At 63.7% G+C, this 20579-nt stretch carries 17 protein-coding genes; 6 read left to right on the top strand and 11 right to left on the bottom strand.

Annotated elements, in window-relative coordinates; all coding sequences use genetic code 11:
- Window positions 1-130: 130 nt before the first annotated feature.
- The 7 genes from J7E83_RS14850 to J7E83_RS14820 form a co-directional block, all read right to left on the bottom strand.
- Complete coding sequence (locus J7E83_RS14850; protein WP_214963512.1) at window positions 131-1213, bottom strand: arabinan endo-1,5-alpha-L-arabinosidase; 1083 nt, start codon at window positions 1211-1213, stop codon at window positions 131-133.
- A gap of 1 nt (window position 1214) precedes the next feature.
- Window positions 1215-2765 carry an alpha-N-arabinofuranosidase gene (locus tag J7E83_RS14845; RefSeq protein WP_396020561.1) on the bottom strand — a complete coding sequence of 517 codons (1551 nt, stop codon included), beginning with the start codon at window positions 2763-2765 and terminating at the stop codon, window positions 1215-1217.
- 80 nt (window positions 2766-2845) lie between these two features.
- Complete coding sequence (locus J7E83_RS14840; RefSeq protein WP_214963509.1) at window positions 2846-3499, bottom strand: YesL family protein; 654 nt, start codon at window positions 3497-3499, stop codon at window positions 2846-2848.
- A complete protein-coding gene (locus tag J7E83_RS14835; protein ID WP_214963506.1) occupies window positions 3496-4896 on the bottom strand; it encodes an arabinan endo-1,5-alpha-L-arabinosidase in 1401 nt (466 codons plus the stop codon). The genes J7E83_RS14840 and J7E83_RS14835 overlap by 4 nt, the downstream gene beginning before the upstream one ends.
- A gap of 3 nt (window positions 4897-4899) precedes the next feature.
- On the bottom strand, window positions 4900-5850 hold the full coding sequence (locus J7E83_RS14830) for a carbohydrate ABC transporter permease (protein ID WP_214963504.1): 951 nt from the start codon (window positions 5848-5850) through the stop codon (window positions 4900-4902).
- An 11-nt stretch (window positions 5851-5861) separates the two neighbouring features.
- Window positions 5862-6764: a carbohydrate ABC transporter permease gene (locus J7E83_RS14825; RefSeq protein ID WP_214963502.1), complete on the bottom strand. Its 903-nt coding sequence runs from the start codon at window positions 6762-6764 to the stop codon at window positions 5862-5864.
- A gap of 105 nt (window positions 6765-6869) precedes the next feature.
- Complete coding sequence (locus J7E83_RS14820) at window positions 6870-8201, bottom strand: sugar ABC transporter substrate-binding protein (RefSeq protein WP_214963500.1); 1332 nt, start codon at window positions 8199-8201, stop codon at window positions 6870-6872.
- Window positions 8202-8511: 310 nt separating this feature from the next.
- Here J7E83_RS14820 and J7E83_RS14815 point away from each other — a divergent pair, with 310 nt between their 5' ends.
- The gene (locus J7E83_RS14815) at window positions 8512-9969 is read left to right on the top strand and encodes a glycoside hydrolase family 43 protein (RefSeq protein ID WP_214963498.1); all 1458 of its coding nucleotides are present in this window, start codon (window positions 8512-8514) and stop codon (window positions 9967-9969) included.
- A gap of 388 nt (window positions 9970-10357) precedes the next feature.
- Here J7E83_RS14815 and J7E83_RS14810 read toward each other — a convergent pair whose 3' ends face one another.
- From J7E83_RS14810 to J7E83_RS14795, 4 genes are all read right to left on the bottom strand, one after another.
- A complete protein-coding gene (locus tag J7E83_RS14810) occupies window positions 10358-10840 on the bottom strand; it encodes a hypothetical protein (RefSeq protein ID WP_214963495.1) in 483 nt (160 codons plus the stop codon).
- Window positions 10837-13308, bottom strand: a complete 2472-nt coding sequence (locus tag J7E83_RS14805; protein WP_214963490.1) for a molybdopterin oxidoreductase family protein — start codon at window positions 13306-13308, stop codon at window positions 10837-10839. The genes J7E83_RS14810 and J7E83_RS14805 overlap by 4 nt, the downstream gene beginning before the upstream one ends.
- A gap of 119 nt (window positions 13309-13427) precedes the next feature.
- Complete coding sequence (locus tag J7E83_RS14800) at window positions 13428-13892, bottom strand: phage tail protein (RefSeq protein WP_214963488.1); 465 nt, start codon at window positions 13890-13892, stop codon at window positions 13428-13430.
- A 675-nt stretch (window positions 13893-14567) separates the two neighbouring features.
- Window positions 14568-15557, bottom strand: coding sequence for a DMT family transporter (locus J7E83_RS14795; RefSeq protein ID WP_214963486.1), 990 nt, complete (start codon window positions 15555-15557; stop codon window positions 14568-14570).
- 75 nt (window positions 15558-15632) lie between these two features.
- Here J7E83_RS14795 and J7E83_RS14790 point away from each other — a divergent pair, with 75 nt between their 5' ends.
- The 5 genes from J7E83_RS14790 (at window position 15633) to rox (ending at window position 20443) form a co-directional block, all read left to right on the top strand.
- Window positions 15633-15956, top strand: coding sequence for a helix-turn-helix transcriptional regulator (locus J7E83_RS14790; RefSeq protein WP_214963485.1), 324 nt, complete (start codon window positions 15633-15635; stop codon window positions 15954-15956).
- A gap of 147 nt (window positions 15957-16103) precedes the next feature.
- Window positions 16104-16823, top strand: a complete 720-nt coding sequence (locus tag J7E83_RS14785; protein WP_214963482.1) for a haloacid dehalogenase type II — start codon at window positions 16104-16106, stop codon at window positions 16821-16823.
- Between the two features lie 61 nt (window positions 16824-16884).
- Complete coding sequence (locus J7E83_RS14780) at window positions 16885-17394, top strand: isoprenylcysteine carboxylmethyltransferase family protein (RefSeq protein ID WP_214963479.1); 510 nt, start codon at window positions 16885-16887, stop codon at window positions 17392-17394.
- Between the two features lie 177 nt (window positions 17395-17571).
- Window positions 17572-18384 carry an MBL fold metallo-hydrolase gene (locus tag J7E83_RS14775; RefSeq protein WP_214963477.1) on the top strand — a complete coding sequence of 271 codons (813 nt, stop codon included), beginning with the start codon at window positions 17572-17574 and terminating at the stop codon, window positions 18382-18384.
- Between the two features lie 619 nt (window positions 18385-19003).
- A complete protein-coding gene (gene rox / locus J7E83_RS14770) occupies window positions 19004-20443 on the top strand; it encodes a rifampin monooxygenase (RefSeq protein WP_214963544.1) in 1440 nt (479 codons plus the stop codon).
- The last annotated feature ends 136 nt before the right edge of the window (window positions 20444-20579 follow it).

The following is a 20579-nucleotide window of genomic DNA, read 5'->3' as shown; positions in this document are numbered from 1 at the left end:
TGCCCAGTTACTGATCCCGGTATCGAGGGTGAAGCGGTTTCACCCGCCGACACGCCGTGTCTTTGGGTGGTTCGCCGGCTTCAGGTAACAGCAACTGGGCGGGAACGCACGGACGCCGGCCCGCAACCACCTACCTGACGTTGCCCCAGCTCACCGCCGGCCACCCATCCTTCCACTCCAGTTCCGCAAGCCCCAGCCGGAACGCACCGTCAAGGTCCTTGGCGTAGTAGTGGAATGCCAGGGTGTTCCCGGAGATGGACTGCCCGCCCGGTCCCACGCGTCCACCGTCGGACCCCAGCAGCGGCGTGCCGCCCCCCCCCTTCAGCAATGGCACTCCGTTGCCGTCCAGGTACGGGCCGGTGATTTTGTCCGACTTCCCCACCGCGATGTTGTATGTGCTCTCCAGGCCCTGGCAACAGAAGTCGCGGGAGAAGAAGAGGTAGAAGGCGCCGTCATGGGGCAAGAGGTAGGGCGCTTCAATGGCGTTCGGCGGCGCCTTCCGGTCCGCGATGGTCAATGGTTGTTCGGTCCCGGCCCGCAGCCCGGTGGGCCACTCGAGTTCCACCATCTGCAGGCCGGTCCAAAAGGATCCGAAAGTCATCCACGGCGTCCCGTTCCCGTCTTCGGCAATGGCCGGATCGATGGCGTTGAACCGCTCCCCCTTGGAGGAGATGACCTGCCCCTGGTCCACCCATTCGTACGCGGGGTCCGCGGGGTCCAGGGTGGTGTTAGTGGCCAGCGCGATCACCGACAGGTTCTTGCCGAAGGTGGACGCCGAGTAGTAGAGGTACCAGGTGCCGTCATGCTGGTACAGCTCCGGCGCCCAGAGGTTGTCCACGCCGGGCACAGCCACAGTGAGCCAGGCCGGCTTTTCCTGCCACACCTCGCCCGCGTACTCCCAGTTGACGCCGTCGCTGGAGCGCCGGAGCTGGATGTTCCCGTCCGCCACCTCGCCGTTGCCGGTGGAATAGACAAACCACGGTTGCCCGTCCTCCCCTGCCACCAAGGCAGGGTCATGGGTGAAGAAATCCCCGGTCAGTTCAGCCACAGGCTGCGCCTCGGCGTTCTGCGGGGCAGCGCATCCTGTCAGGACCAGTCCGCCGACGGCAGCGAGCACGGCAGCGAGCACGGCCAGCGCCACGGCCAGCCACCGCCGGGACGGCAAAGCGACCCATTGGTGGCCGGCTGCGGAGCGGCCTGTTGGGAAGTACATGTCAGCGGAGCGCGACGGCGGACCAGGACACGGGCGGCAACGTCACAGTGAGCGTCCCCTCCTCCAGGACGGCGCCCGCGAGCTGCTTCAGGCCCACCCGGTTCTGGTCCTGCAGGGTGTTCTTGGCGTAGACGTCCTCATCGTGGAGGGTCACGGCCTCAGTGACCACTGTTGCGTTGAGCTCGGACACACGGACCGTCACGTCGATGGCCTCGGTCATGCTGCGGTTGACCAGGAACAGCGCCGACTGGCCGGTGGCGGCGTCGGTGGTGGCTACGGCGTCCACCAGCGGGGCGTCGCCATACACCGCCGTCGTGTAGGTTCCTGCTTCGATCCGCGGGCGGAGCACTTCGCCGCGGGCAAGGCGGGAGGTGACGGAGAACGGGAAGAACGTGGTCTGCCGCCAGGAATCGCCACCGGGTTCGGTCATGATGGGGGCAATGACGTTGACCAACTGGGCGAGCGAGGCCGCTGCAACACGGTCGTGGTTCTTCAGCAGGGTGATCAGCAGGTTGCCGAACACCACCGCGTCGGCCACGGAGTAGACGTCCTCCAGCTGGCGCGGCGCGTGCACCCATTCCTCGTTGACTTCCTCCGACGCCTGGTGCTCATCCAAGTACCAGATGTTCCACTCATCGAAGGAGAGCTGGATCGTCTTTTTGCTCTTGAGCTTGTGCTTGACGTGATCGGCGGTGGCCACCACGGTTTCAATGAAGTACTGCATGTCCAGCGAGGACGCGAGGTAGGAGCCTAGGTCACCGTTGCGTTCCTGGTAGTAGGCGTGGCACGAGATGTAGTCGACGTGGTCGTAGGTGTGCTCCAGGACCACGCGCTCCCATTCGCCGAACGTGGGCATGGAGGAACTGGACGAGCCACACACCACCAGCTCAAGGTTCTTGTCGGCGGTCTTCATGGCGGATGCGGTGCGGGCCGCGAGCTTTCCGTAGCTGTCCGCGGACATGTGGCCGATCTGCCAGGGACCGTCCATCTCGTTACCGAGGCACCACATGCGGATGTTGTACGGGTCCTTAGCGCCGTTGGCGATGCGCTCGTCGCTGAGCGTGGTGCCGGACGGGTGGTTGACGTAATCCAGCAGGTCCAGGGCAGCTTCGATGCCGCGGGTGCCCAGGTTAACGGCCATCATCAGCTCGGAGCCCGTGAGCTCACACCAGCGGGCGAACTCGTCCAGGCCCACCTGGTTGGACTCCAGCGAGTGCCAGGCGAGGTCGCGCCGGACCGGGCGCCGGTCCCGCGGGCCCACGCCGTCCTCCCACCGGTAGCCGGAAACGAAGTTGCCGCCGGGGTAGCGGATGGTGCTGGAGCCGAGCTCCTTGACGAGTTCAATGACGTCCAGCCGGAAGCCGTCCTCGTTGGCGGTGGGGTGGCCGGGTTCGTAGATGCCGTCGTAGACGCACCGGCCCAGGTGCTCCACGAAGGAGCCAAAAATGCGCCGGCTCACGGGGGCAACAACGGCCGACCGGTCGATGGTGATGACTGTTGGTGCCACAACGGCCAGATCGGCCTGTTCAGTAGCGGCGGGGGTGATGGTCACGGTTCTTCCTGTCTGTATAACGTTGTAGAGAGTTGTTGAGTTTGAGGCTGTAGGAAAGTGCCTCGCAGGACGGACGGGCGTTAGGCCATGGTGGATGGAGCAGTTTCGAGGCCCTCCAGCCTCCGGCCCACGAGCCAACCCGAGATCAGTAGCGGGACGGATGCCCCCACCAGCGGAACCAGGACGGTCATCCCCGAGAAGACGACGGCAAAAGCCACCAGGCTCATGAGCAGGGAAATGCCCATCACCGGCGACACCAGGGGAAGCATGAACGCCGTCCGCCAGGTCCTGGTGGCCGAGTCCCGGTAGCGGCTGCACACGGCAACGGCCGTGGCTGCTGCCATCATCATGCCCACGCCCACCACGGCAGCCAGCAGAAGCAGCACTGAATAGATGGGCGAGGACAGCATCGCGGCACCCGCCCGTCCCGGCAAGGTCAGGTAATTAAGGAAAAGCACGACGCCGGCAAGCCAGAAGATGCTGCCCACCCGGTTGACGTGCCAAAACTGGAAGCGGTACACAGTGACGAAGTCACGTACCAGGTGTTCGCCGGCGCCGCCGCTGCGCAGCCGGGCCAGGACAGTGGTGGCGGCGACGGCCGCCGGGAATAGCCCGAAGACCACCAGGCCGGCCAGCGTACCCGCCACAAACAAGACGTTGACCAGCACCAGCCTCGCGGCAAAGCCAAGCCACTCCATCACGCGGCCGGCCCAGCCGAGCGGGGAATCGTTCACGACAGGTCCCCCTTCGTGCCGCTCCAGGCCACGCCGTGCTGATCAACGCCGCTGAACGAGAGAGCGGCTTGTCCGCGCGCCCAGTCCCAGGAGCCAAACACCACCGCGTCCAGTTCAACAGCCGCTTCTGGACCGGCCGGCAGCCCTGCTAGCCGGAGCCTGACTCGCGCCGGAGACCCGTCCGATTGCTCCACGCCGGCCTGGCCTGAATCGGATGATCCGTCGACGGGGCGTTCCAGCCCAAGGGGCACCGCCGGCACCAGATCCGTGGACTCCGGATCAAACCGGAGCACGCACCACAGGCCGGCAACCGGCTCGGGGGCAGGCAGGACCTCCGTCCCCCTGCCGGCAAAGGACTGCGGTGAAATAACAGGCCAGCCGGCCGCATTGAAGAAGAGCCGACGGAGTTGGGCCACGTGCTGGGACGGGTCCCCCGCAAACCGGACGTGGTGGACCACGTAATGCTCAGGGGCTCCGTCCGGACCCTCCTGGGTGAGGACCGAGTTGTGGCCGGGGGCAAGCCAGCCGGTGCCGCCGTCGAACTGGTAGCTGCCCAGCACTTTGGTACCGGCCAACGACGGCGGGGAGTCAAGGTCCGTCAGGGACCTTCCGCAGAAGTCCCGGTAGGGGCCGGTGATCTCGTCGGCCACCGCCACCCGCACGTTGTAGGAGCTAAAGAGCGAATCGTAGGAGGTGAAAAGAACGTAGCGGTCCTCTTCGGCGCGGTACAGGACAAAGGCGCCCTCCACGGCGCCGTCCACCGAAGGGTGCCGGCGGGCGATCAGTGAACCAAGGTCTCCTGTCACCAGCGGTTCCCCGGAGGTTCGGTCCAGCGGCAGCGTATAGATGCCGGCGAAGAAGGAGCCGTACGTCAGCCAGGGCGCGCCGTCGGCATCCCGGGCCACGGCCGCGTCGATGGCGTTCTGGATGTGTTCGCCGGCACGGGTGGCCACCACAATTCCCCGGTCTTCCCAGGGGCCGGCAGGTGCAGGAGCCACCGCCAGTCCGATGGCCGACGTGTTGGAGCCGAACGTGGAAGCAGAGTAGTACATGTGCCAGTTGCCGTCCGGCCAGCGGACGACGTCCGGAGCCCACAAGCCACGCGCGCCGGACCACTCCGCGGCGGGGCCGGGGACGCCGTCGAACGCGGTTCCCGCATACTGCCAGGCCACCAGGTCTGTCGAGGTGCGGATAAGCACCCCGGCGGGAATATCTTCCGAGTTGGCCACGGAGTCCGTGGAGAACATGAAGTACGTGCCGTCGTCGTCTCGGACCACAGTGGGATCGTGGGCATGCCGGGAACCCCAGGCAGAGGGTTCCCCGGGTGCGGAGGCCGGCAGCGGGAGCAGCTCCGGCGGTGGCTTCCCTACGGGAGTGATGTCATCAGCGGTCTGCATGGTTCAGCCCTTGGATCCTGACAGGGCGATGGATTCGATGATCTGGCGCTGGAAGACGATGAAGACGATCAGCACGGGCAGCAGGGCGATGAACGATGCCGCCATGATCAGGGGGTAGTCGGTCTGGATGGCGTACTGGGCGTTGAAGTTGGCAATCACCAGCTGCAGCGTCTGTGTGCCCGGCGAGTTCAGGTAGATGATGGGTGCCAGGTAGTCGTTCCAGACCGCCATGAACCAGAGGATGAACTGGGCGGCCAATGCCGGACGGATGGCGGGCATGATCAGGGTCCAGAAGATCTGCAAGTAGGACGCGCCGTCGATCCGCGCCGCTTCAACGATGGAATCCGGGACGCTGTTCAGGAACTGGCGCAGGAAGAAGATCATGATGATGTTCCCGAACAGGCCCGGCACAATCAGCGGCAGCAGGGTATCCACCCAGCCGATGCTGGCGAAGATGGTGAACTGCGGAATCATCAGCGTGGGGAACGGGATCATCAGTCCGGAGAGCAGCCCCAGGAACATGACGTTCTTGAAGGGCATCCGCATCTTGGCGAACGCGAAGGCTGCGAGCGCCGAGGTGAGCGATCCGATGATGGTGACCGAGCAGGCCACGATCAGGCTGTTCTGGATGCCGCTGAGCAGTGGGCCGGCCGTCCAGATCCGGGCGTAGTTTTCCCAGACGAACGGGTCTGGAATCCACTGCGGAGGAAGCTCGAACACCCCGTCCTTGGTCTTCAGCGACGTGGAGAAAGTCCACGCCAGCGGGGCAATCATGATGATGGCCCCCACGGACAGAACGAGCGTGGTGAGGATGTTGCCCAGCCTCAGCCCGTCCTTGGCCGACCTCTGGCCTTTGACTCCCCGCGGGCCGCTCTTGTCCTGGCGGCCCGCACCGCCAGGGATCGCTGCGGCGGGTTCCAGAGGAGGGGTGGTGATGACGTTCTGTGCCGACATGGCGTCCTGCCTCAATCGATCGAAAACTGGTTGCGGCGGTTGAGCCGGAACTGGATGAAGGTAATCATGAACACCAGTAGCCCCAGCACCACGGACATGGCCGAGGCGTAGCCCATCTGGAGGTTGTCGAACGCCTTCTGCCAGATGTACCAAACGATGGACGCGGACTCGAACTCCGGGCCGCCGGTGGGGGTCATGATGTTGATCTCCACGAAGATTTGCGAGCCACCGATGATGCTGGTGACGATGAGGAAGAACGTGACCGGCCGGACCATGGGGATGGTGATGTGGCGGAACTGCTGCCAAGCCGTGGCGCCATCCAGGGCGGCGGCCTCATACAGGTATCGGGGCACGGACTGCAGGGCGGCCAGGTAGAGCAGCATGGAATATCCCAGGCCCTTCCACACCGCCATGATGATGAGGGCCGGCTTCACGGTGGCGGTGTCCTGCAGCCAGTTGGGGCCCTCGATCCCGAGCAGGCCAAGGCCTTGATTGATGAGGCCGAAGTCGCCGTTGAAGGCCCACTGCCACAGGATGGCCACCGCGGCGATGGAGGAGATCACCGGCAGGTAGTAGACGGTGCGGAAGAAGGTGGTCCCGCGCATCTTGCGGTTCATGGCAAGGGCCAGGGCCAGCGAAATGACCAAGCCGACCGGAATGCCGATCATCATGTAAATGGTGTTCCACAGCGACTTGAGGAAGTATCTGTCGCCGAACATCTTGATGTAGTTGTCCAGGCCCTTGAACACCGGCGCGGAGATGCCGTTCCAGTTGGTGAAGGACGCGTACACGGAGAAGATCAGGGGGAAAAGCGTAAAGAGGAGGAACCCGATCACCGGTATGGCAACAAAGACAAGGGCGGCCTGGTGTTCCTTCCGGTGAAGCCGCGAGCGGCGGGTGATAGTTGTTGACATCCTTGGATCCTCTTTGATTCGAGATGGTGCGGTGCGGGACAGAAAGACTCTTGGAAAGGTGCTGGGGCTGCACTCCGGTGCAGCCGCAGCACCTGGCTTGTGGGGCTAGCTGCCTGCCTGCTGGTTGGCGGCGTCCAGGAACTCCTGCATCCTGGGCTGCGCCTCCTTGAGGTAGTCCGCGGCGGTCTGCTTCCCGTCCAGGACCGGCTGGATGTTGGTGAAGAGTTCGTCGTACCACTCTGCGTTGAAGGTGTTGCCGCCGGGAAGGGCACGGCCGTAGTCCTTGACGATCTGCAGGAACTCGGCCTTGTTGGCGGGCTTGGTGGTGGTATCCGCGGCCCAGGTCTCGGCCATGTCCTTCAGGTTGGGAATCTGGATCCCGGCATCAACCAGGCTCTGCTGGGCTTCCTTGTTGGCTGTCAGGTACTCCACCAGCTTGACGGCGTCCTCCGGGAGTTTGGTGCTCTCCGAGACGGCGATGCCGAGGGTTCCGGTCCAGGTGGCCGTCTTGCCCGTCTTGCCGGCCGGGTAGGGGATGACGTCCCAGTCAAAGTCCAGCTTCTGGTAGGTGGAGAGGTCCCACGGTGCGATGGGGAAGAAGCCGATCTCGCCCTTCATCCATCGCTGGTAGGTATCCAGGGTCTGCCCCTCGGCCACCGACGGCGTCACGCCGTGGACGTTCTGGAGGTCCGCGAACCACTGCAGGGCCTCGGCGAACTCCGGGGTATCCACGGTGACCTTCGTGCGGTCCTTGTTAAGCCAGTCGCCACCGTTGGACCAGACGAACGGCTGCAGGTTCCACTGAACGTTCAGGCCTGTGCCCCACTGGTCCAGGGTGCCGTCCCCGTTGGTGTCCGCAGTGAGTTTTTTAGCTGCGGCCACGAATTCATCGAACGTGTAGGGCTTGTCCTTGTCGGGCAACGGGATGCCGGCCTTTTCCAGCATGGTCTTGTTGTAGCCGAAGGAGAACGGTCCAACGTCCTTGGGAAGGGCATAAATGGCACCTTCGCCCACGCGCTTGCCGTCGTACCGGTAGCTGTCAACGCCGTATTCCCAGATGTTGTTCAGGTCGATGGTGTCGGACTTTTCCACGTATTGGGTGATGTCCTTGACGATGCCGTTCTGTACGTAGGCCTGGACGTCGCCGGGGCCGATGTAGAAAACGTCCGGAACCTGCTTGCCGGCGATGGCGGCCTTCAGCTTGGTGGCGTACTGGTCTGCGGTGGTGACGATGATATCCACGTCCACGTTGTTGTCCGTTTCAAACTGGGCAACAGCTTTTTCGTAGGCCTTCTTCTCGTCCTCACCCCCACGGAACATAAAGGTCAGCTTCTTTTCGCCGGTGTCCCCACCGGTGGGGGCGGAGCATCCGCCGAGCATCAGGCCTGCGGCGGTGAGGAGCGCCAAGGTAACGGCCATAGGACGTGACTTCTTCATCACGTGGTCCTTCCGGGTTGGGTGGAGTGGTCAAGTTTGATTGATGGGGGTGCGATGGTGAGCCCCACTGTCCGCGGTGGCGGACCGGCATCCAGAGCTCTTCGTTTGCAACGTTGTAAGAACCTTCACACAGCTGGTCTGCGATCGTCAAGGGCGATGCCCAAAATTGTTTTGAGCCGTCCCGCTCTGCCCTTGACGCGGCCGGGACTCCGTGCCATATTCATCGTTACAACGTTGCAATAGTCGCGCGCCGGGCGCATCCCTCCGCCGTCGAATCAATTCCCCAATCACCTTTCGGAAGGACCACGTGATGACGAAGTCACGTTCATGGGCAGCGCGCGCCGCAGGACTGGCAGCGGTTTTCAGCATCGCCCTGACGGCGGCGGCACTGCCGCCCACCACAGCCCACGCGCCGGCAGGAGCCACGGCAAGCACAGTGGCACCGGCCAGTGCCCAGAAAAAATCGGAGCAGAAGCTGCAACCAGACCTGCCGGGAGGCAAGACCGTGGTGGGCCAGACCTCCCCCATCCACGATCCCGCCCTGATCATCGCCGACGACGGCACCTGGTACGTCTATTCCACCGGGCTGCTGAACCGTGAAAACGGCGGCACCATCCAGATCTGGTCCTCCTCCGACCAGGGCACAACGTGGGAATACAGCGGCACTGTCTGGGATCGGATTCCGGCTTGGATCGATGAGCATTTCTCCGACGGCGAGCTGCCCGGCAACCTCTGGGCGCCGGAAATCACCGAACACGACGGAACCTACTATCTGTACTACTCGGCGTCGCGCTTTGGCGGCAACAACTCCCTGACGGCGCTGGCCACCAACACCACGCTGGATCCCAACGATCCGGATTATGAGTGGGTGGACCAGGGCCTGGTGGTCTCCTCCCCCGCGACGGGCCTTGATCCCAACAACCCGGGCAAGACGTTCAACGCGATCGACGCCGGCATCATCGAGGATGCCGATGGCACCCCGTACATGGCCATCGGATCGTTCTGGTACGGGATCTTCCTGGTGCCCATCGAATGGCCAACCGGCAAGCCTGTGGCGGACTGGCAGTCCAAGACCGTGAATATCGCGGACCGCTTTATGCCGGGCAACCCCATCGAAGCGCCCTACATCACTGAACATGACGGCTACTACTACCTGTTCGTCTCCTTTGATTCCTGCTGCCGCGGCGCGGACTCCACCTACAAAGTCGCAGTGGGCCGCTCCACGTCCGTGAAGGGTCCCTACCTGGACAAGGACGGCCGGGACATGTTCGGCGGCGGCGGATCCGTGGTGCTCGATTCCCATGGTGCCATCACCGGGCCCGGCGGCCAGTCGGTCTTCGGCGACTACCTGGCCTTCCACTACTACGACGGCTCCAATGAGGAGCTCCCCTATTTCCCAACCCTTGGCCTGCAAAAGATCCAGTGGGTGGACGGCTGGCCAACCTTTGACCAGACCGTGGAACTTCCGGCGGTGCTGAAGCAGCCGAAGGCCCAGGTCGTTGCCGCCGGCAAGACGGCCGCGTTCAGTGCCACGGCCACGGGGACTCCCGGCCCGGTGGCGGTTTGGGAGACATCGGCCGACGGCGGCGCCACCTGGCAAAAGGCGGTTACACAGCCCGTCACTAAACGGACGGACGAGGGCACCTACCGCTCCACCCTGGATTTCCCGGCCGCGACCGCCCGGCAGGACGGGTTGCTGGTACGCACAGTGTTCAGAAACGCACACGGGAAGGTGACGTCCGCCGCCGTCGAACTCGCCGTCAAGTAATCCAGGCCGCGCGCTGGCTTTGAGGATCCAATGGCGGCCCGGTTACGGGATTTACTGACTGGGGAACTTCTTGCCCGATACGCACGGGCGAGGAACCCAACCTGCCTGCGTCCGCGAGAACCGCCGTAAGCGTCCTGCTGAAGATTTCACTGTTGGTGTATTGGTTGTCTGGCGTCAGGCGATGCTAGGGCACGGTGCCTTGCGTCGACTGGCGGCTGAGTGGGAAGTCAAGCGTGTCATCGTTGAGCCAGCGGCACGCGGGCTCGGTGCGAGGGCGAGGGGAACCTGAAGCTGGCGGCGCTGCTTGCCGACGTCGGAATTGCGGAAACCGGGTCTCACAGCGGGTGTGAGAGACGGGAGAGCCGCGAGGCCTGGACAGCGATGATGTTCAGCTGACGAGGATTTGGGTGGAGGATTCCTTGAGCTTGCCGTTCGCCCACTTTATCTGGCGAAGGGTCTGGGCGTGGCAGCGCTGTGCGACGTCGAGCAGGTCCCGATGCTTGATGCCCTGAGCTGCCTGCGCCAGCATTTCCCAGTCGGCTGAGACTCCGGATGCCTTCACGTAAACCTCCCGAAGGTCCCGCAACAACAGCAGGCCGGCTTCGCCCTGCCGCCCCATCATTTCGCTGCCCTTTTCCCTGATCTTCTCCATCAGCGAGCTCTCGCCGGGGGGCCCGGGGTCCAGGTCCTTGCCATACTGTTTGCCGATGGCAGCGATCTCGCGGACGTGCTGTCGAGACCATCCGGCAAGGTCGCGGGCGAGATGGTAAATTTCGTGGTCGACCTTGTGCCGCTCGGAGACCATGAACAGCTCATGCACCAGCTCGTTCTCAGACCGATGAAGTCCTTCCAAGACAAGCCCGATTTTCATAACGCTTCCCCCGTCCGGGTGGTGCCTGTAGCTTCGTCGACCCTGGCCGAGGGGATTCCGGAGGTCCTGGCCTCCGCTGGAAATTCCGCAACGGGTGCGGATGCTGTGTTGGTCGGGGCAGGGGAAGGGCCGTTGCCGGCGCCGATGCGCGCGAGGCGGGCTGCAGCGGTCTTGAAAATGGGCTGCTTCGAGGCTGCGTCCCAGTCGGTGATAGTCAGTTCGTTCGCTGCCCGGCCCGCGCCGTCTGGCTCATGCCCGCCGTCGGTGTCCCAGTAGCCGTAATGGAAGGGCAGGAACAGCACGCCTTCACGGATGCCACTCACCCGGACCCGTGCCCTGACTGAACCGCGGGGAGTCCCCACCTCTGCAAGGTCGCCCTCGGCAATCCCATAAGCGCCGGCGTCGGCCGCTGAAATCTCCACCCAGACGTCCGGTGCCGCCGCCTGCAGTTCCGGTGCCCTGGCGGTTTTGGTCCGGGTATGGAAGTGGAAGAGCGTACGCCCGGTGATGAGCTGGAAAGGGAATTTCTGGCTGGGCAGCTCATGCGGCGGTACATACTCCGCGGCCTTGATAACGGCTTTCCCCTCGGGATTCAGCGCCTTGTACTCGTGTGCTTCCACCGGCGCTCCCGTTATGAGGTCACGCCCGTAGCTTTCGCAGTATTCGGGTTGGGCCCAGAAGTTCCCGTCGGCATAGAGCCGTTCCGCTCCGTCCGGGTTCTCCTCGTTGCATGGCCACTGGACGCCGGAACCGCCGCGGAGCTTGTCATAGCTAATGCCCGAGTAGTCACAGGGCCGTCCCCGGCTACACTCCTTCCATGCTTCAAAGGCGGACTCAGCATCCTGCCACTTGATCAGGGGCCCTCCATCCTTGTCCTTCAGCTCCATCCTGCGTGCATAGTCCATGAAGATTTCGAGGTCCGGGCGGGCGTCGCCGGGAGGTTCTACGGCCTTTTCTGACAGGTGCACCGTGCGGTCGGCGTTAGTGAATGTCCCGGTTTTCTCACCCCAGGTGGCTGCCGGCAGGACAACATCCGCCAGTTGCGCCGTCTCCGAAAGGAAAATGTCCTGCACCACCAGGAACAGCCGCTCCTGCTGAAGGATGGACCGGATCCTGGCGAGTTCGGGCAGGGACACAGCAGGGTTAGTGCCGTTGACCCAGAGCATCCGGATGGACCCCTCCTCCACATACCGCATCATCTGCATCAAGTGGGTGGGCGGTGAATAGTGCGGGATGGCCATCGGGTCAACGTTCCATACCTTCGCCAGGTCCTTGACGTGAGCGTCGTTGGACCAGTTGCGGAACCCGGCGAGATCACCGTCCGCTCCGCACTCCCGGGTGTTCTGCGCCGTCGGCTGGCCGTTCATCTGCAGGACGCCGCACCCCGGTTTTCCGAGCATGCCGCGGATGATGTTGACGTTGTTCACCTGCACGGCAGCAGCGGTAGCCTGGTTGGACTGGTAGAAACCCTGCAGGACCGTGGACAGCAGCCGCTCGGCATGACCGATGACGCTGGCTGCCTCCCGGATCTTTTCCGCCGGAACGCCGCAGATCTCGGCCACCAGCGCCGGAGGGTACTTCTTGACCTCGTTCTGCAGCTGCTCGTACCCGACCGTATGGGCCTCGATGTAGCCCATGTCCACCCAGCCGTTGGCGATGATCTCGTGAAGGATGCCGTTCATGAGTGCCACGTTCGTTCCGGGCCGCGGAGCCAAATGGACTCCGGCGGCCCGGGCAACTGGAGTGAGCCGCGGGTCGACGCAAATGATTTTGGGAGGATTCGGCCCCGCCAGCCGGTCCAAGACGCGCGTCCACAGGACGGTCTGCGTCTCGGCCATGTTGTGACCGTACAGAGCGATGACGTCGGCGTGATCCACATCCGTATAGGAGCCCGGCTGGCCGTCGCAACCGAAGGATTCCTTCAGCGCCTCGGCGGCAGTCGCCGTGCACAGCCGGGTGTTTCCGTCGACGTGATTCGTGCCCAGTCCGCCATGTGCCAGCACACCCAGCGTGTAGTACTCCTCGGCGAACAGCTGGCCCGTGGTGTAAAACCCGATGGCGCTGGGGCCCTGCTCCGCCAGCAGCCCTTTGGACCGAGCCACCACCCTGCCCATCGCCGTGTCCCAGTCCGTCTCCACCAACTTTCCGCTTTCACGGATCAGTGGCCTGGTCAGCCTGTCCGGGGAGGCGTTTGCCTGCCACCCGTAGAGGTCCTTGGGACCGAGGCGTCCGTGGTTGACCCGGTCTCCGGAGCGCCCCCGCACTCCCACTATCCGGTTGTCCTTGACAGCGATGTCCATGGCATCACCGTTCGAATGCAGGACGGAAGCTGTCTGCACCCACTTGTCCACTTCTTCGGGGACCATGCCTTGGGCCAGATGCGAATCCACCCTGACTGGCCACTCACTGCCGCTGCCGTACGGCGTCCGCGTCCCCCAGGGTTCGGCGATACGGTCTATCCGAGCCATGTCCATCTCCCGTTCTGGATTGGCGCCGGCAACGCTGTCGGTCGCTAACTCGAACGTACCCACTTTGGACCTGCGAAAACAGTGCCCGACAAGCCTGTTGGCTGCGGAACGTCAGCAGATCAGTACTCACCCTTGATCACGAAGTACGAGCCGCGGATAACGCCTGCCAGCTTTGATTTCTGGCGGGCGAACTTAAAACGTGATGTCAATTCCTCGGGAATCTCCATGCCTTCGGCCAGTTTGAACCCCACCGCTCGCTTCCCGCCGTTCTCGATGCTGTACATGACGTTGACCGCCAGCCCCGACTCGTAGAACACGTAATCCATCCGGAAACCCTCGACTTCGAAGGCTGTTGCTTCGAGCGGTGGGGAGCCGATGATGATGTCGCGCTCCTCCCTCAGGATGCGGCTCACCCGCTCGACCACCTCCGGAACATCATCTGCAGGGCTAACGGTGAAGACGTGGTCGTACTTATTGCGGTAGTAGCGACCCTCGTTGGCGCGTAACCCGGCGAGCGCCTCGGCGACCGGAGACGACTCCAGGCCAGAAGTAGAAACGTTCTCGAAGTCAACAACGTACGGCATACGCCCTCCTCATTGGATGTGTTCGACCAACGATAACGTGACGACATGCTCCCGCCGGCGTCCAAACGCTCGTGGGCCGCCCCGGGGCCCTCAGCGACGGGTGCAAAGGGCGGCCTTTCGCCGTCTTGGTTGTTTGTATATACAAGGTGCCAGGGCGTTTCAAGCTAGACCCTTTCCTCGCCGAAAACTTCACGGCCGCTGCGGAAAACCACGGGCATTCTTGATTCAGCGGCGGCATGGTTAACCCAGCAGCTCACCATCGGTACCAACCGCTGGCGCAGAGGGACAAGGGAAACGCGCGGAAGCAGGAAATACGATGAATCAAGCACCAGGCTTGGAGGAAGTGTCGTTCGCAGGCGGACGCATCACGGGCCAAGGCAGGTCCTTGGTATGAAGCGCATATCAGCCGACCATGCGGGCGGGCCCTCTCGTTGGGGCACGGAGGCCACAGCGTTAGGCGGAGTCAAATGTTCGGCCAGCGGATGGTGGACTGCATCCGCCAGTCAAGGGCTTCCCGTACCTACCGGCAACTGCATTGAAGACGGAGACCGCCAACTCTGGCCCGACTGCCGGGACTGAAGCCGACAACGCCGCAGGACGGATCGTGGCATCTTCATCGGTTCTGGCGCTACTGATGAATCAGTTCTTGGGCATTTAGAAAGTCTAGGTTGACACCTACTGCCGCACCACGAGCACGGTCTTGCCGCTCGCGCTGCGTTCATCGAGGGCTGCCATGGCTTCGGGTGCGTCGACCGGCGGGGTGCCTTTCCCCGTACGGCGCGCAACCAGGTTCACGGCCAAAAGCGCCGCGAGTGTGAGGGCCACTCCGGCGATTTCGCCGCCCGTGGGCTGGTGCCCTCGGATTGCTTCGATGGTGAAGGCCGTGATGGGGACAAGGTTGATGAACAGCACCCCATTTGAGGCCCCCAATATAGCGACGGCCTGATTCCACGTGAGCACTGCCAGCACCGTGGCCGGCAGCGCCATGTAGAGGATCTGCCAGATCACGGCAACAACGTCCCCAACAGTTACGGGCGGCTCGTTCCACGTCAGCACGCTGGTGAGGGCGATGATGGAAAGTGTTCCCAGCAGGCAAGTGTGCGCGGTGAACCGAAGCATGCTCAACTCTGCGAAACCGCTTCGGCTGGTCGTGTAGATGACCCACGCGACCACGCCGGCGAAGGTCAGCGGGACGCCTTGACCGAGACCACCCTGCAGGACCGCGGCCGGGTTCCCGTTCCCCAGAACCATGGCGACACCTACCAGTGCGACGGCGGAGAACAAGAACACCAGCCCGCCCGGGCGCTTCCTGGTGCGCGCCCACAGGACAAACAGCGTGACCATCGGCAGGGTTGCCATGACCAAGGAAATGGTCTGTGGCGCCGAGTAGGCCAGGCCTGCGTACATGAGCATGTTGAATCCTGTGAATCCAATGGTTCCCAGCAGCCACAAGGCGCCGGCCCTCCGGCCAGGGATGAGGGCGCGTGGCCCCTCTTTGAGTGCGAGGATGGCCATGAAGACGACCGTTGCCACGATGAATCTGGCGGCCGTCAGCTGGAACGGCCCCAGATGGGAAAATGCTGTTTTGGCGATGGTGAACATGCCTCCCCAGGCCATGGCTGTGGCCAGGCCGCCGATGGCGGCAAGTGAAGTACTGCGGTTCATGGAGGCTCCCAGGTGTTCGTTAGTTGACGAATACACGAACACTGTACATGATGGTGAGGCGAAAGGAAGGCCCGAATGAAACCCCTATTTCACCCGCGGGTGGAGGACTTGGACCTGTCCACCATCTTGCACGCCTGCGCCGATCCCACCAGGCTCCGGCTGCTTGCCGACATCAATGCAGAGCCCGGAAAGACCTGCGGAACCTTTAAAACCGAACTTTCGAAATCAACGCTTTCGGCACACTTCAAAGTGCTGCGGGAGTCAGGCCTCATCCGCCAGGACCTTGGCCCAGGGAACAGTCGCCTCAATTGGCCGAGGACGGCAGAAGTCCACTCCCGATTTCCGGACGTCATCAGCGCCATACTCAAGTCCACCACTCGAGGCTCGGGCTGGAGCTAAATGGCGTTGCTTCGACCGATAGATCCAGCCCTCTGAGCACGAGATCATTGACCTCCAGCGCACTCCCCCGTATTGTCGACAATCGACAAACTCGACAAACTCGGCAAAATCGTCGACATCGCCGAACCACCGGCATATGGAGGACTCATGGCATTCGAAACCAAACCCAAGTTCGTTACATTCGACATGAACGGCACGCTGATCAAGTTCCGCATCAACGACGCGATTCGTGAGGTTCTGGGCGAGAGGCTGCCGGCCGAGATCGCTGCGGATTTCCTGCAGACCTGCAAGGCGTACCGGATCGACGAATGCATGGGCGAGTACAAATCGTTCGAGCACGTTGTCGGTGATTCCATGGAGCGCGCCATGCGCAAGTTCGGGCTCAAGTACGGTGAGGGCGACGCACGGGCGGTCTACGACCACATCCCCACCTGGGGCCCGTACCCCGGAGTCACCGAGGCACTGGGGAGCCTGGCGGAGGAAGTCCCGCTGGTAATCATCACGAACAGCGACACCTCGCATGCTGCGCGCCTGGTGGAGAACCTCCGGACCCCATTCGAAGTGGTGATAACTGCCGAGCAAATGGGCGTCTACAAGCCACGGCTTCGTGCCTTTGAGTACATGTTCGACAAGCTCGGTGTGGAACCCGACGAGATCGTGCACGTTTCTGCGAGCCCCATGTACGACCTGCGACCTGCGGCCGCGATGGGCATCAAGAACAAGGTGTACGTGGACCGGGGCTTCGAAGCGGACGAGCACTGGCTCGGCTACGAGCTGATCACCGACATCGCGGACCTCCCCGTCCTCTTCGGCCTGCCGCGTCCTGCTCCGGGCCCTCGGTCTGGGCCGTCCGAGCCTGGCGGGTAACCCGAACTTTTGAAAGCCGGGCCTCTCGCGCGTTTGGTGGAATCGGGCTAACCTGACGCGCATGGCCCAGAAAGCTTCGCCCGCCCGCGCGTGGATCGGGACGATCGTCTTCCTCCTCCTCGCGCCCGGCGTCGTCGCGGGCTTCATCCCGTGGCTCATCTCCGGCTGGCGGTGGTACGACTGGGGCGGCGGGGCACGGGTGGTCGTGCCAATCGCGTGGATCGCGATCGCTATCGGGGTAGCTTTCCTCCTGCACGCCTTCGCACTGTTCGCCCTGCACCGGGGAACGCCCGCTCCGGTCGCTCCGACGGAGGCGCTCGTCGTGACGGGGGTCTACCGATTCGTGCGCAATCCGATGTACCTCGCGGTGCTTACGATCATCCTCGGCCAGGCACTGCTGTTCGGCAACGCGTGGCTCGTGCTCTATGCCCTGATCGCCGTCGCCGCGGTTGTCGCGTTCGTGAAGGGTTATGAGGAACCGACCCTCACCCGTACCTACGGCGAGGAATACCTCAACTACCGGCGCAACGTCCCTGGGTGGTTGCCGCGGCTCACGCCATGGCGGGCGTGACGGCAGCGACCGGGCTGAATTCGGGGGTGCAGGCTTTCCCTATTCCGCATCGCTGCCACAGGCCCAAGGATCACTCTTCCTACGGACTTTTGCATGCAATAGTCTGGGCACGCCAGCCTGCGGCCGAAGGTGCGGAAGACGGGATGCAGGACACAAGGCGCTTAGAAGGGACCAACCATGCTGATCTGCGCAACCTGCGCCGTCGAACGCGACGAACCTACCCCTGGGCTCTGCCCAATCTGCACCGATGAGCGGCAGTATGTGCCCGAGGACGGACAGGAGTGGCTCACCCTGGGTGGGCTGGCGCAGGCGGGCCAGCAGACAGTATTGAGGGAGAACGAGCCGGGGCTTATCGGGATCAAGACGGAGCCAAGGGTCGGGATCGGCCAGACAGCTCAGCTTGTGGTGACACCCGAAGGTTCGCTGCTGTGGGATCCGGTCGGGTATGTCGATGACAATGCGGTGAAGGCAGCGCTCGAGCGAGGCCCGGTCCTGGCTATTGCCGCCAGCCATCCACACATGTTCGGCGTGCAGGTCGAGTGGTCGCATCGGCTCGGCGGCGTCCCCGTACTTGTGGCGGACGCAGACCGCCGATGGCTGGGGCGCAATGCTCCGATCATCGAATTTTGGTCCGGCAGCCGGACTATTGCAGAAGGGCTGACGCTACACCAGACCGGCGGCCACTTCCCCGGCAGCGCCGTGGTGCACTGGGCTGCAGGAGCGGGCGGCAGAGGAGTTCTGCTGACCGGCGACAGCGTATATCCGAATCCAGACCGTCGCTCCGTCGCCTTCATGCGCAGCTACCCGAATCATTTGCCGCTATCCGGCGCCGTGGCGTTGAGAATCGCCGCGCAACTGGGAGAGCTCAAATTCGACCGGATCTATGGCAACTTCAACAACGTCATCGCGTCCGAAGCCAAAGCCATTCTGCACGATTCCGCCCAACGGCACGCTGCTTGGGCACGAGGAGACTTCGACCAGTTGACCTGAAACCCCCATTTCCACTTACGGACTGGGAGAGGGTAGGAGTTCATTGTCAGTCGACGACTACTCCGGTAGCCTTCCGTTCGGGTGCGGGACCGTCATCACAGTCTGAGAGATTCTGCGTGTCTGCTGCACGCTCCCACGCCGTACTCGTATCGTCAAGACATGCCACGAGGAAGAATAGAGACTAGGCCGGGCGCTTCTCACCTTTTGGCAGGCCAGACGTCGATCGATGAAGTCTTCAAGGAGCGGTACGATCTGACTCCGCATCTCCCTCTGAATTGGGCCGCCTTCGAGACGACTCCCCCAAGCCGGCGTGGCGACGGCGCAGACTCGGAACTCACGCCGTGGTCAGGTCCGTCTGTGCGCCGCTAGTAGGAGTCGGCACCGGCAATTTGTCCCGACCCTGCTGGGCAAGCGGGTCCATCCCGCACATGGGAAAGGCAAGGAGTATGAATCCCCTTGCCACTTTCAGAATATAGCTGGCTGGGGGGCTTGCCGCAAGACCCCCATCTTGGACCAGAATGGTGGGCCGCGGCAGAAATACCCGAGGAAATGGGGATCGCTCCGGGCAATTCCGTACTCGGGGCCGCGGACCGATGGCAAGTAGTGGATGGGGTTTCGGATGTTTGACGTGATCATTAGCGGCGGCGGGCCGACGGGCATGATGCTGGCCAGCGAGTTGCGGCTGCACGACGTGGACGTCCTCGTGCTGGAGAAGGAGGCAGAGCCGACCCAAGCGGTCCGCACGCTCGGCCTGCACCCGCGCAGCATCGAGATCCTGGACCAGCGGGGGCTGCTGGACCGGTTCCTCGCGCACGGGCAGCAGTACCCCGGCGTCGGCGGCTTCGCCGGGATCGACAAACCCAGGCTGACGAACCTGGACACCGCACACGGGTACGTCCTCGGCATCCCCCAGCCCGTCACCGATCGCCTGCTGGAAGAGCGCGCCGGAGAACTCGGCGCGCAGATCCGCCGAGGCTGCGAGGTGACAGGTGTCGAGCAGGACGAGGACGGGGTAAACGTCGAGCTAGCGGACGGCACATCGCTTCGTTCGCGCTGGCTGGTCGGCTGCGACGGCGGACGCAGCCTGGTGCGCAGACTTCTCGGCATCGCCTTTCCCGGCGAGCCCGCCTCGACCGAGTGGCTCCTCGGCGAGGTGAAGGTGACCGCGCCGCCGGACGAGCTGGCCGAAGTGGCGGACGCGGTTCGCAAAACCCACAAGGGGTTCGGCATTGGCCCAGCCGGAAACGGCCTGCACCGTGCCGTGGTGCCCGCGGCGACCGTGGCCGAGGATCGCTCGATCCCGCCGACCCTGCAGGAATTCCGGACGCAGCTGCGGGCGTACGCGGGCACAGATTTCGGCGTCCACTCACCGCGCTCCCTGACCCGATTCAGCGACGCCACTCGGCTTGCCGAACGATACCGAGCCGGCCGGGTTCTCCTCGCCGGCGACGCGGCACACGTCCACCCGCCGCTGGGAGGGCAGGGTTTGAACCTAGGCATTCAGGACGCCTTCAACCTCGGCTGGAAGCTCGCCGCCGAGGTCAACGGATGGGCACCGGACGGGCTGCTGGACAGCTATCACGCCGAGCGTCACCCTGTCGCCGAAGACGTCCTGACCATCACCCGTGCCCAGAGCGAATTGCTCTCCCCCGAGCCCGGTCCGCAGGCCGTGCGCCGGCTGCTGACCGAGCTAATGGACTTCGAGGACGTCAGCCGTTTCCTGGCCGAGAGGATCACCGCGATCGGGGTCCGCTACGACTTCGGAGTGGGTCCCGAGTTGCTCGGCAGACGACTGCGCGACATCCCGATATCTCGCGGCCGCCTCTACGAGCTCACTCACCAAGGCCGCGGACTCCTGCTGGACCAGACCGGCGAACTCTCCGCGACAGGATGGACTGATCGGATCGACTACGTCGCGGACGTTAGCGGGGAACTGGAACTGGACGCGCCTGCGGTCCTGCTCCGACCGGACGGACATGTCGCCTGGATCGGCGAAGACCAGAACGAATTGCTCCGCCACCTGCCGACATGGTTCGGAGCGGCCTCAGGAGCACCGTAGGCGAGGCCAGCCCCGCACACCTGGTCGGCGCATCGCGGCACCTCCAGCAGCGGCTGGCGAACGTGAGCGAACAGATTCTTCCCGGCCAGAACCACTTCGCGCACGTCATGGACCCCGAAAGCGTCGCAGAGGCCAT

The organism is Arthrobacter sp. ISL-48, assembly GCF_018613805.1.
In the GTDB taxonomy this organism is placed as follows: Bacteria; Actinomycetota; Actinomycetes; order Actinomycetales; family Micrococcaceae; genus Arthrobacter.
The sequence above is the reverse complement of the archived record's forward strand: the minus strand, read 5'-3'. Positions and strand labels throughout refer to the sequence as shown.

Bases quoted from the DNA above. Each gene is read 5' to 3' on its own strand.
- J7E83_RS14850 (WP_214963512.1), bottom strand. From the start codon at position 1,213: ATGTACTTCCCAACAGGCCGCTCCGCAGCCGGCCACCAATGGGTCGCT.
- J7E83_RS14835 (WP_214963506.1), bottom strand. From the start codon at position 4,896: ATGCAGACCGCTGATGACATCACTCCCGTAGGGAAGCCACCGCCGGAG.
- J7E83_RS14830 (WP_214963504.1), bottom strand. From the start codon at position 5,850: ATGTCGGCACAGAACGTCATCACCACCCCTCCTCTGGAACCCGCCGCA.
- J7E83_RS14825 (WP_214963502.1), bottom strand. From the start codon at position 6,764: ATGTCAACAACTATCACCCGCCGCTCGCGGCTTCACCGGAAGGAACAC.
- J7E83_RS14820 (WP_214963500.1), bottom strand. From the start codon at position 8,201: ATGAAGAAGTCACGTCCTATGGCCGTTACCTTGGCGCTCCTCACCGCC.
- J7E83_RS14815 (WP_214963498.1), top strand. From the start codon at position 8,512: ATGACGAAGTCACGTTCATGGGCAGCGCGCGCCGCAGGACTGGCAGCG.
- J7E83_RS14810 (WP_214963495.1), bottom strand. From the start codon at position 10,840: ATGAAAATCGGGCTTGTCTTGGAAGGACTTCATCGGTCTGAGAACGAG.
- J7E83_RS14805 (WP_214963490.1), bottom strand. From the start codon at position 13,308: ATGGCTCGGATAGACCGTATCGCCGAACCCTGGGGGACGCGGACGCCG.
- J7E83_RS14800 (WP_214963488.1), bottom strand. From the start codon at position 13,892: ATGCCGTACGTTGTTGACTTCGAGAACGTTTCTACTTCTGGCCTGGAG.
- J7E83_RS14795 (WP_214963486.1), bottom strand. From the start codon at position 15,557: ATGAACCGCAGTACTTCACTTGCCGCCATCGGCGGCCTGGCCACAGCC.
- J7E83_RS14790 (WP_214963485.1), top strand. From the start codon at position 15,633: ATGAAACCCCTATTTCACCCGCGGGTGGAGGACTTGGACCTGTCCACC.
- J7E83_RS14785 (WP_214963482.1), top strand. From the start codon at position 16,104: ATGGCATTCGAAACCAAACCCAAGTTCGTTACATTCGACATGAACGGC.
- J7E83_RS14780 (WP_214963479.1), top strand. From the start codon at position 16,885: ATGGCCCAGAAAGCTTCGCCCGCCCGCGCGTGGATCGGGACGATCGTC.
- J7E83_RS14775 (WP_214963477.1), top strand. From the start codon at position 17,572: ATGCTGATCTGCGCAACCTGCGCCGTCGAACGCGACGAACCTACCCCT.
- rox (WP_214963544.1), top strand. From the start codon at position 19,004: ATGTTTGACGTGATCATTAGCGGCGGCGGGCCGACGGGCATGATGCTG.